This is a genomic window from Cyanobacterium sp. uoEpiScrs1, assembly GCF_947331815.1.
Classification (GTDB): domain Bacteria; phylum Cyanobacteriota; class Cyanobacteriia; order Cyanobacteriales; family Microcystaceae; genus Rippkaea.
Map to the genome: position 1 here is coordinate 1,057,828 of NZ_OX373462.1, position 11,829 is coordinate 1,069,656.

An 11,829-nucleotide genomic window follows, 5' to 3' on the forward strand; every position below is an offset into this window, starting at 1 on the left:
ATAAATAATTAACTCGGTGATAAAGCGCAATGACTAATTCAATTCATAACTATGATTTACTCCCAGACTTGATCGAAATTCAAAGATCAAGTTTTATGTGGTTTTTAGAAGAGGGGTTGATCGAAGAGCTCAACAGCTTCTCTCCTATTACAGATTATACTGGGAAATTGGAATTGCATTTTTTAGGAGAAAACTATAAACTTAAACAGCCAAAATATGATGTTGATGAAGCAAAACGACGTGATAGCACTTACTCGGTGCAGATGTATGTGCCAACTCGTTTGATCAACAAAGAGACTGGAGAAATTAAAGAGCAAGAAGTATTTATTGGGGACTTACCCTTAATGACCGAGCGGGGGACCTTCATTATAAATGGAGCTGAACGGGTAATTGTTAACCAGATTGTACGGTCTCCAGGAGTTTATTACAAAGCAGAAACAGATAAGAACGGACGGCGCACCTATTCGGCTTCCTTAATCCCTAACCGTGGAGCTTGGTTGAAGTTTGAAACCGATAAAAATGGTTTGGTATGGGTTCGGATCGATAAAACACGCAAACTGTCAGCTCAAGTGTTACTTAAAGCCATTGGACTAAGCGATTCAGAAATTTTGGACTCTCTACGTCATCCTGATTTTTATCAGCAAACTTTAGATAAAGAAGGAAATCCTAGCGAAGAAGAAGCCCTGTTAGAATTGTACCGCAAATTACGTCCTGGAGAACCTCCAACCGTAAGTGGAGGGCAGCAACTACTTGATTCACGCTTTTTTGACAGCAAGCGGTATGATTTAGGACGAGTGGGGCGCTATAAACTAAATAAGAAGCTACGTCTAAATACGGCTGACACTATTCGTGTTTTGAGGGCGGAGGATATTCTGTCTGCGATCGATTACTTAATAAACCTAGAATTTGACGTTGGCAGCACAGATGATATCGATCACTTAGGTAATCGTAGAGTCCGCTCTGTGGGAGAATTGCTACAAAATCAGGTGAGAGTTGGGTTGAATCGTCTAGAAAGGATTATCCGAGAACGGATGACGGTTAGTGAGTCTGATAGTCTCACTCCTGCTTCTTTAGTTAATCCTAAACCTTTGGTAGCTGCTATTAAAGAGTTTTTTGGCTCTTCCCAACTGTCTCAATTTATGGATCAAACTAATCCTCTAGCGGAATTAACTCATAAACGCCGGATATCTGCCCTAGGTCCAGGGGGATTAACCAGGGAACGAGCAGGCTTTGCTGTACGAGATATTCATCCATCCCACCACGGTAGAATATGTCCTGTAGAAACGCCTGAAGGGCCAAATGCTGGGCTGATTGGCTCTCTAGCAACCTATGCTAGAGTCAACTCCTACGGATTTATCGAAACCCCTTATTATAGGGTAGAAAATAGTCGAGTACGACGTGACTTAGACCCAGTGTACTTGACCGCTGACGAGGAAGACGATCTGAGAGTCTGTCCTGGAGATGCAGCCACTGATGAAGATGGCAATATTTTAGGTGATACGGTCCCAATTCGTTACCGTCAAGAATTTTCTACTACTAACCCAGCTCAAGTAGATTATATCGCCGTCTCTCCAGTACAGATTGTCTCAGTAGCAACTTCTATGATCCCTTTTCTCGAACATGACGATGCAAACCGAGCTCTGATGGGGTCAAATATGCAACGTCAAGCGGTTCCTTTGCTACGGCCAGAACGTCCTCTAGTAGGAACTGGATTAGAAGCCCAAGCAGCGCGGGATTCAGGAATGGTGATCGTCAGTCGCACCAATGGAATTGTCACCTATGTAGATGCTTCAGAAATTAGAGTTAGAGTAACAGGACCGGAGAACCACGATAAATTAGGAGATGAAATTATTTATCTTCTGCAAAAATATCAACGGTCCAATCAGGATACATGTTTAAATCAACGTCCATTGGTTTATGTTGATGAGGATGTTGTCCCAGGACAGGTGTTGGCTGATGGCTCAGCTACAGAGGGGGGAGAGTTAGCTCTTGGACAAAATATTCTTGTCGCTTATATGCCTTGGGAGGGCTATAACTATGAGGATGCCATCCTAATTAGTGAGCGACTGGTATATGACGATGTTTACACTAGTATTCACGTTGAAAAGTACGAGATTGAAGCTCGACAGACTAAGTTAGGTCCGGAAGAGATTACTCGAGAAATTCCCAACGTAGGGGAAGATGCCCTAAGAAGTCTTGACGAACAAGGAATCATTCGTGTAGGGGCTTGGACAGAGGCTGGAGATATTTTAGTGGGGAAAGTGACACCTAAAGGAGAATCAGACCAACCACCAGAAGAAAAACTTCTACGTGCAATTTTTGGAGAAAAAGCTAGAGATGTGCGGGATAATTCTTTACGAGTTCCTAACGGAGAGAAAGGCCGCGTAGTTGATGTACGGGTATTTACCCGTGAACAGGGAGATGAATTACCCCCCGGTGCCAATATGGTTGTTAGGGTTTACGTAGCTCAAAAACGGAAAATTCAAGTTGGGGATAAAATGGCAGGTCGTCACGGAAATAAAGGAATTATTTCCAGAATTATGCCTGTTGAAGATATGCCCTATCTTCCCAATGGTCGCCCTGTAGATATTGTGCTTAATCCTCTAGGAGTTCCCTCAAGAATGAATGTTGGTCAAGTTTTTGAATGTCTACTAGGTTGGGCCGGGGAAAATTTAGGAGTTAGGTCTAAAATTATCCCCTTTGACGAAATGTATGGAGCCGAAGCATCACGAAATACCGTTCATGGTTTGTTAAAAAAAGCCTCACAAAAACATAAGCGAAGTTGGATTTACCAACCAGAAAATCCAGGAAAAATACAGGTATTTGATGGACGAACAGGAGAACCCTTTGATCGTCCAGTTACTGTTGGTCAAGCCTATATGTTGAAACTGGTTCACCTGGTTGACGATAAGATTCATGCTCGCTCAACTGGTCCTTATTCCTTAGTGACTCAACAGCCTCTCGGAGGAAAAGCCCAACAGGGAGGGCAGCGATTTGGAGAAATGGAAGTATGGGCTTTAGAAGCCTACGGTGCGGCTTATACTCTTCAAGAATTATTAACTGTTAAGTCTGATGACATGCAAGGACGGAATGAAGCCCTCAATGCAATCGTAAAAGGGAAGCCTATTCCTGAACCAGGAACCCCTGAATCCTTTAAAGTATTGATGCGTGAATTACAATCCTTAGGACTAGATATTGCCGTTCATAAGGTGGAAACTTCGGCTGACGGGACTAGCCGAGACGTTGAAGTGGACTTAATGGTAGATGCTCAGCGTCGTACCCCGAATCGTCCTACCTATGAATCATTAAGCACCGAAGATCTTGACCTTAAAGAAGAAGAAGCCTAAACAGTGAATAGTAAGTGAAAATTGACTAACAGGGCAATCTAACACTTAACTATCAACTATCAACTATTAACACATCAAAAAATATGACATTCTATAATCACATCGTTGATAAAGGTCGTTTGAAAAAGTTAATTGCCTGGGCTTACCGGAATTATGGGTCTGCGCGAAGCTCTCAAATGGCTGACAATTTGAAAGATCTAGGATTTCGCTATGCTACTAAAGCTGGAGTGTCGATTAGTATTGATGATTTAACGATTCCTCCTACCAAAAGAGGGTTATTGGATAATGCGGAACAATCAATACGTATTACCCAGGATCGCTATGCAAAGGGAGAGATTACTGAAGTTGAACGCTTTACCAAAGTAATTGATACTTGGAATAGTACTTCAGAAGAACTTAAAAATGAAGTAATTAAAAACTTCCAAGAAACAGATTCCCTAAATTCAGTGTATATGATGGCATTTTCCGGCGCACGAGGAAATATGAGCCAAGTACGTCAATTAGTGGGGATGCGAGGCTTAATGGCTGATCCTCAGGGAGAAATTATTGACTTACCTATCAAAACAAATTTCCGAGAAGGGTTAACTGTAACAGAATACGTTATCTCTTCTTATGGGGCACGTAAAGGCTTAGTAGACACGGCATTACGAACAGCTGACTCAGGTTATTTGACTCGTCGTTTAGTAGATGTTTCCCAAGATGTGATTGTGCGGGAAGTAGACTGTGGAACTAAACGAGGACTGAAAGTGGTTGCGATGAAAGATGGTGATCGCGTTAAGATCCCCCTAGTAGACCGTCTATTGGGACGGGTGTTGGCTGAAGATGTTATCGTAAAGGGCCAAGTATTAGCAAGGCGCAATCAGAGTATTGACCCCGAGCTTGCAGCATTGATTAGTGAGCATACTGACGAGGTTATGGTAAGGTCACCTTTGACATGTGAAGCAGCTCGCTCAGTCTGCCAACATTGCTATGGTTGGAGTCTAGCAGTTGGTCGTCTTGTGGATTTAGGAGAAGCAGTGGGCATTATTGCCGCACAATCCATTGGAGAACCAGGAACGCAACTGACCATGCGGACATTTCACACTGGAGGTGTCTTTACGGGAGAAGTTGCCAGAGTAATTAAAGCTCCTGACAAAGGAACCGTAACTTGGGGAAAAGGATTGAGCACCCGTAAAGTACGGACTCGTCATGGAGACGAAGCCTTTCAAGTGGAAATTGCAGGGGATATCATCTGGACTGCAGAAGATTCTGGTAGAACAGTAGTCAACTCCATTACCCCAGGCTCTTTTATCTTTGTAGCTGATGGAACAGAAGTTGGCTCAGATCAGCTATTAGCAGAAGTAACTAATGCACGGATACAAAAGTCAACTGAACGGGCAACTAAAGATGTAACTACTGATTTGGCAGGAGAAGTACTTTTTGCCAAATTGATGCCAGAAGAGAAGACAGATCGCCAGGGTAATAGCACTCGTATTGCTCAACGGGGGGGGTTGTTGTGGGTACTGTCAGGACAAGTCTATAATTTACCGCCAGCGGCAGAACCTGTTGTTGCCAATGGAGATAAAGTCAAACCGGGAACAATTTTAGCAGAAACAAGATTAGTCTCAGCTAGCGGAGGCGTAGTGCGCACCGCTACTGGTAGTCGCGAAATTGAGATTATCACGGCCTCAGTTCTATTAGATCAAGCCGAAGTAAAAATAGAAGGTTCCGGAGGCCGAGAACAATATGTTATTCATACAGCTGATGGACAACAATTTTTATTGTTGGCAGCTCCTCAAACTAAAGTACAAAATCATGCCATTATTGCTGAACTGATTGATGATCGTTATCAGACCAACACTGGTGGAATTTTACGCTATGGTGGCATTGAAGTATCCAAAGGAAATCGGAAGACAGGGTATGAAGTCACTAAAGGAGGAAGTTTGTTATGGATTCCTGAAGAAACTCATGAAGTTAATAAAGATATTTCATTACTCTTATCTAAAGATGGACAGTTTGTTGAAGCAGGCACTGAAGTCGTCAAAGATATTTTCTGTGCCAGCAGCGGGGTAGTCGAAGTAGTTCAAAAGAATGATATTCTCCGAGAAATTATTATTAAGCCGGGAGACTTTTATTTTGATGTTGACCCAGATAAGGTTGGCATTGAAAATGGCACATTAATTCCTCCAGGCACTCAGGTGTTACCTGATGTTACTACTGAAAGATTATGTCAAGGAGAATGGATTGAAAGCCCTGATGGATTGGGATTACTGCTACGTCCAGTTGAAGAATATTTTGTTTCAGACGAACCACTAGCTCCTTCTCAAGGTTCTATTAATGATGATCAGGGACGGACTATTGAGTTACTTCCCTGTCAAAAACTATTTTTTAAAGATGGAGAACGAGTTAAGTCGGTTGATGGCACCCAGTTGTTAAGTACTCAGCTAGTCTTAGAAATTGATCGGAAAGAATTAGAACATGGAACAAATCTCGTCGCTGATATTGAACTAAAGCCTGATGAAAATGCTGACTGTCAACGATTACAGTTAGTTATTTTGGAATCTTTGGTGTTACGTCGAGATCTTGATAGTGATCCTCATGGAGGCAAGATTCAAACCAATGTACTGGTATCCAACGGAGAGCAAATCCCCCCTGGGGCCGTAGTGGCCAAGACAGAAATTCAATGTACCTCTGTTGGTGAGGTCAGAGGAATAAAACAAGGAATTGAAGCGATTCGTAGGATTTTGGTAGTCCGCGATGAAGACTTAGAAACCATTGTCATTAAGGAAAAACCTGTCGTTAAGGTAGAAGACCTAGTTGTGGCTGATGCAGAGTTAGCTAGCGATGTTACCGTACATTCATCTGGACGGGTAGTAGCTATTTCCCAAATTAAGGATGGTCCTGGCTTCGAAGTTGTTTTACGTAAGGCTCGGCCCTATAGGGTTTCTCCTGGAGCTATTTTACATATTGACGATGGAGATTTAGTACAACGGGGCGATAATTTAGTCCTATTGGTGTTTGAACGTTCTAAAACTGGGGATATTATTCAGGGGCTACCTCGAATTGAGGAATTATTGGAAGCTCGTAAGCCGAAAGAAAGCTGTGTACTAGCTCGGAAACCGGGGATTACTCAAGTTGAGTATTCAGATGATGAAATGGTGGACGTAAAGATTATTGAAGATGATGGAACGATCAGTGAATACCCAATTCTTCCTCCCCAGAATGTGATGGTATCTGATGGAACTCGTGTAGAGGTCGGTGATCAGTTAACCGATGGACCAGCGAATCCCCATGAAATCTTAGAAGTATTTTTTAATTATTATGTGGACTTACTGGGAGTTTATGAAGCGGCCCTTAAAGGATTACGAGCTGCTCAAAAATTCCTAGTAAATCAGGTACAAATGGTTTATCAGTCTCAAGGAATTGATATTTCTGACAAGCATATTGAAGTTATTGTTCGTCAGATGACTGCTAAGGTTCGAGTAGACGACGGAGGAGATACCACTATGTTACCTGGAGAGCTGGTTGAATTGCGTCAGATTGAACAAGTAAATGAAGCAATGGCTATCACAGGAGGTGCACCCGCCAGATATACTCCAATTCTCTTGGGAATTACCAAGGCCTCGTTAAATACAGACTCGTTCATTAGTGCTGCTTCTTTCCAAGAGACAACGAGAGTCTTAACCGAAGCAGCAATAGAAGGTAAATCTGACTGGTTAAGAGGACTCAAAGAGAATGTGATTATAGGTCGTTTAATTCCAGCTGGAACAGGTTTTCATACCCATGAGGGTCTTTCCATGAGAGATATAGAAATCGATTCAGAACGATTATCTCGTTCCACTTCATATGACAATTGTGAGGCAGAAAAACCTTGCTCATGGGATTCCGTATCTTTCTCCTCGGACTCTAGCTATAACGAATCGAGTCATTTATTAAAGCCTAATTTAGAGGAAGTAGACGAGCATATGGTTCTTGATGATAATATTGCCCGTGCTTACACTAAATCTGAGACCCCCTGGGAACTTGATTCTGATATTTCTGATACTCCTTGGGAGCTTGATTCTAATCCTACAGAGTAGGGATACTTTAATTTACATGAATTAAACCTATAGATTTTGTTAAATCCCCAATTTTAACCTTCAGAAAAATTAAGGTTCCGAATTGGGGAGTTTCTTCTTATAAAAGCTAGATCAAAATAAAATATTATCGTGAATTTTAAAAATAGAAAAATTAGGGAATTACCAACTTTTCAGTTAGTAATTAGTGTTTAGACAAAAAATATAAAATCAAGTAAAACACTAATGTGATTTTAATGTAGCATTAAAGGTTAAGTTAAAATGTAAAGGATCAAAAATAGAAAATCATCAAGATAAAACAATCGATCATTATCAGGCAGTTGTTCTTAAAGAGGTGGAAAAGATTATGACGAATCCTGGAAAGATATTATTAGTCGATGATGAGCCTGGAATCCGTGAATCAACACAAGCTTACCTGGAATATGATGGAAACTTTAAAGTTAAAGTTGCTAGTAATGCAAATCAAGCCTGGGAACTGATTGAGGAAGATATCCCAGATTTGGTCATTTCTGATATTATGATGCCGCAAGTGGATGGCTATCAATTTTTGCAAAAACTACGCGAAGACACTAGGTATCAGTCTCTGCCCGTCATTTTTTTGACAGCTAGGGGAATGACTTCAGATCGCATTCAGGGATATCAGTCTGGTTGTGATGCTTATTTATCTAAACCCTTTGATCCCGAAGAATTAGAAGCCATTATTAAAAACTTGATTGAGCGTCGAAAAGTCAGTATTCAATCAAATAGTGAGATGACAAAACTAGAAGAAATTGCTCAGGAGATTCGGGAACTTAAAGCGCAAATTATTCAAAAACCTCATTTAGTAACTACTCCTTCTCCCCTTAAAATTGAATTAACACCACGAGAACAAAGTGTTTTAGATCTTGTAGCGGAAGGATTAATGAATAAAGAGATTGCTGTTCGTTTAAATACAAGTGTAAGGAATGTAGAAAAATACGTTAGCCGTTTATTTAGTAAAACAGAAACCAATGGTCGAACAGAATTGGTTCGTTTTGCCCTTAAACATGGTTTAACTAATTGAGGTTCAATTATTCATTAAAATTGAACTCATCCATAGCTTTTTTAAAATTTTATACTTTCTATTTACCCAGAAAAGTTTTATTAATTGATGATTACCCTTTTTTTAAAGGAGATACTTATTTGAGTGTGAGATATTTATCATTGAATGTTATCATTTCATACAATCGTAAACTTCATCGATTTATGTTGTTTTAACGTTAATAACAAATAACTAGTCGAAATAAAAGTGAAAAGTGCCAGGAGGCGGATTTGAACCGCCGACACGAGGATTTTCAGTCCACTGCTCTACCAACTGAGCTATCCCGGCAACTAACTTCGTTGACCTTTTACAGGCTAACAAAAACCTGAGCTAATTGCAAGAGGAAAGATAAAATTTTTTGCATTCAATCCTTCAAGCTTATCCGTGCCTAATTATATTTTATGTTCCAAGAAGCACACGATAACAAATCGGTCCAAGTCTTTTTTATTTATCTAGGATAAAACAACCGCCATTATTTCATGGTTCAGATTGAAATTATCCATTAATCTTTTAATGACTTAATAAATTATTTTTGATGAAATATAATAGACTATTACTAGAAAAAGTATTTCGACCTAGCGATTAAAAATAAAGTATCAATACAAAATATTCAAGAATTTACTATTGACAACTCGAACAACTAAAAAATAATGTTCATAAACAGTACCTGTGAACATTATTTTTTATAAGCCAACCAACTTATAGTGAAATTAATTTTATGAAATCAAATTCTATAGATGGATGTAAAATAGCTATATTACCCTAGAATATAGGGCGAGCCAATAAAAAATTTGTGAATTTATTTTTACATTTGGATAATCTTGTCTGTGACACTCAACATATTAATTGTTAAAAACAAGAGGTAGATTCTCGTCATCTTTTTTACTCTTTATTATATAGCTTATTGCTAACCAATATATGTACATATTGTTGATATTTTTCTTTACATAAATAGTAAATCAACTAGTATTTTGCTAAAAAATACTAGTTGATTTACTATTTATGTGCTAGTTAATACTCGGTTATTTAGGCTAATAAGATATCCCTTATAAAGGGTATTAAAAAAGTTGTAGGTATTTATAGACAAAAATATTTCATGCTAAAAAATATGCTACAACTATATCATTATATATGATAAATTTTGACATACCTATTTTTAATAACTATGTCCTCTGTAGGAATTAGTTATTAAAAACCATTACACTTTAGCATACGGTATGTTATGAGATAATTAATTATTGTGAGTTGTAATTAATTATCTCATAATTAGCTAATTAAAATTACTTTATTCTTAAAAATTACTTAGTAAAGTCAATTATAATATCCTAGTTTTATAAAAACAACAAAAGATAAAATGAAACTTTTATTACTCAACGGCATTAAGTACCTATTTTTATAACTTAAATAATTTACGGTATTTTATATTATTAATTGAAATAATAATTAAGTTTATTAGTTTTTATAAACGCATTAGTTATACTCAACTTATCTAAACTACAAAATCAAGATGAAATATACAGTAAATTCTCAAAATATTAAACAAAACAACCATTTTTATAGCCTAGATAATCGTGAAGTTTTCAAGGCTTATCCAGTGCTAAAATGGGCAGGAGGAAAAATGCAGTTACTACCACAAATCCAAAAGCAATATCCTTTAAAGCTACAACAAGGTTTGCTTACAACTTATATAGAATCTTTTGTTGGAGGAGGATCAGTTTTTTTTGATGTATACCATAAGTTTAATATTAAAAAAGCTTATCTTTTTGATCAAAATATTGAGTTGGTTATTTTATATAAAGTTATTAAAAGTAATGTTGAATCTCTCATTGAGAGATTATCAAAAATTGAGAAAAATTATTTAAACTTGACGGAAAAAAAAAGAAAAGATTTTTACTATCAGTCTAGAAATGATTATAATACTTTTGATAAAGAAGTTGATACCAACATTTATAATAAAGATTGGGTAGAACGCGCAGCTCTAACAATTTTCCTTAACCATACTTGTTTTAATGGATTATATCGAGTAAATCGGAAAGGTTTATTTAACGTTCCAATGGGAAAATATAAAAGACCTAATATACTTAATACCAGTAATATTAGGGCTGTCAGTCAAGCATTTAAGGTTGCAGAAATTAAACAATGTGATTTTTCTGAAGTACTAAAATATGCAGATAAAACTACTTTTATTTATTATGATCCTCCGTATCGTTCCATTAGTAAAACTGCTACTTTTAATGCTTATAATTCCTTGGACTTTAATGATAATGAACAACAACGCTTAAGAGATACTTTTATGGAAGTATCTCGGCAAGGAGCTTACCAAATGTTGAGTAACTCTGATCCAACTAATTATGCTGAAGATTTTTTTTTCGATGAGTTGTATCAAAAATTTAATATTCAACGTATTTTTGCCTCACGGAGGATTAATTCAAAGGGGGATAGGCGTGGCAGAATCAGAGAGATACTTGTTACAAATTATTCAGACTATATCAATAAAACTTGATTCTCATAAATATTGAATCTGGAAATCTTATACAAACTGTTCTAAATAAACTCAGTTAGGATCTTAAATTTAGTAAAAAAGTAGCAATTGACTCAGTAAATTAGATACCAAACTAATTATAGTTAGCAATAATTTAGTAAATAACTTTGTGAATTTATTTTTTTAAATTTTTACTCAAACGTAAAGGTTAATAGAAAATTAAAGTGACTGTCTAAAACTAGAATAATGTAAAAAATAAAGTGTCATTAATTCCAATAGTAATTACACTGAATATCTTACTTTTAAATTTTAAAAAAGAAATAAGAATAGATAAAGTATAGCTTTCATTTTATTAGAAGACCTATTTTTTTTGACTATTTAACTTAATCATGAATATTTTGAATTCATGAGAATATTCGAGATGACTTGTAAACGCCACTCAGTCAAAATTTATGATCCTAGCTACAAAATAACTTTTACAGAGGAACATAAACTTCTCGAGGTAACAATTCAGTTTGCCACTAGTTTAAATCCTTACCAAATTTGTAAATAATTTAGTTTGGTAATAATTACAATAAAATTATAAATACTCCCTTGTTGACTCTATTTGCAACAGACATGAAAATTTAACAGAAAAAGTCCTGAATTTATTAGTCTAATACTCCTTAAGAAGTAACAAATTTATTAGTTAATTGGATGGGTATAGTTACAATCATATAAGGGTCAGCGTTCAATTTATATGGTAGTATAGGCATACTCTAATGTTAACAGCTAAAGTGGTTATTTATTCTCGATATTTACTAATATTTGTATATCTGCTGCTCTTAATTTTAATTTCGAGATAATAGTATGAGTTATTATTCAGTGAATAATAACTCATACTAT

General features: G+C 37.1%; 5 protein-coding genes and 1 tRNA gene. 5 read left to right on the forward strand and 1 reads right to left on the reverse strand.

What is annotated here, in order from left to right; translation table 11 throughout:
- Nucleotides 1-29 precede the first annotated feature (29 nt).
- From rpoB to OXU93_RS03655, 3 genes are all read left to right on the forward strand, one after another.
- Entirely contained in the window at nt 30-3,347 is a 3,318-nt protein-coding gene (gene rpoB, locus OXU93_RS03645) for a DNA-directed RNA polymerase subunit beta (protein WP_267384529.1), read from the forward strand.
- Between the two features lie 83 nt (nt 3,348-3,430).
- Nucleotides 3,431-7,405, forward strand: coding sequence for a DNA-directed RNA polymerase subunit beta' (locus OXU93_RS03650; RefSeq protein WP_267384530.1), 3,975 nt, complete (start codon nt 3,431-3,433; stop codon nt 7,403-7,405).
- A 343-nt stretch (nt 7,406-7,748) separates the two neighbouring features.
- Entirely contained in the window at nt 7,749-8,444 is a 696-nt protein-coding gene (locus OXU93_RS03655) for a response regulator transcription factor (protein WP_267384532.1), read from the forward strand.
- Between the two features lie 233 nt (nt 8,445-8,677).
- Here OXU93_RS03655 and OXU93_RS03660 read toward each other — a convergent pair.
- Nucleotides 8,678-8,750, reverse strand: a tRNA-Phe gene (locus OXU93_RS03660).
- Nucleotides 8,751-9,969: 1,219 nt separating this feature from the next.
- Between OXU93_RS03660 and OXU93_RS03665 the strand changes: the two genes are divergently transcribed.
- Nucleotides 9,970-10,965: a DNA adenine methylase gene (locus OXU93_RS03665; RefSeq protein ID WP_267384534.1), complete on the forward strand. Its 996-nt coding sequence runs from the start codon at nt 9,970-9,972 to the stop codon at nt 10,963-10,965.
- Between the two features lie 400 nt (nt 10,966-11,365).
- Nucleotides 11,366-11,497, forward strand: coding sequence for a hypothetical protein (locus OXU93_RS03670; protein ID WP_267384535.1), 132 nt, complete (start codon nt 11,366-11,368; stop codon nt 11,495-11,497).
- Nucleotides 11,498-11,829: the final 332 nt, after the last annotated feature.

Excerpts from the sequence above, each read along its gene's own strand:
- rpoB (WP_267384529.1), top strand. The coding sequence starts at position 30 with ATGACTAATTCAATTCATAACTATGATTTACTCCCAGACTTGATCGAA.
- OXU93_RS03650 (WP_267384530.1), top strand. The coding sequence starts at position 3,431 with ATGACATTCTATAATCACATCGTTGATAAAGGTCGTTTGAAAAAGTTA.
- OXU93_RS03655 (WP_267384532.1), top strand. The coding sequence starts at position 7,749 with ATGACGAATCCTGGAAAGATATTATTAGTCGATGATGAGCCTGGAATC.
- OXU93_RS03665 (WP_267384534.1), top strand. The coding sequence starts at position 9,970 with ATGAAATATACAGTAAATTCTCAAAATATTAAACAAAACAACCATTTT.
- OXU93_RS03670 (WP_267384535.1), top strand. The coding sequence starts at position 11,366 with ATGACTTGTAAACGCCACTCAGTCAAAATTTATGATCCTAGCTACAAA.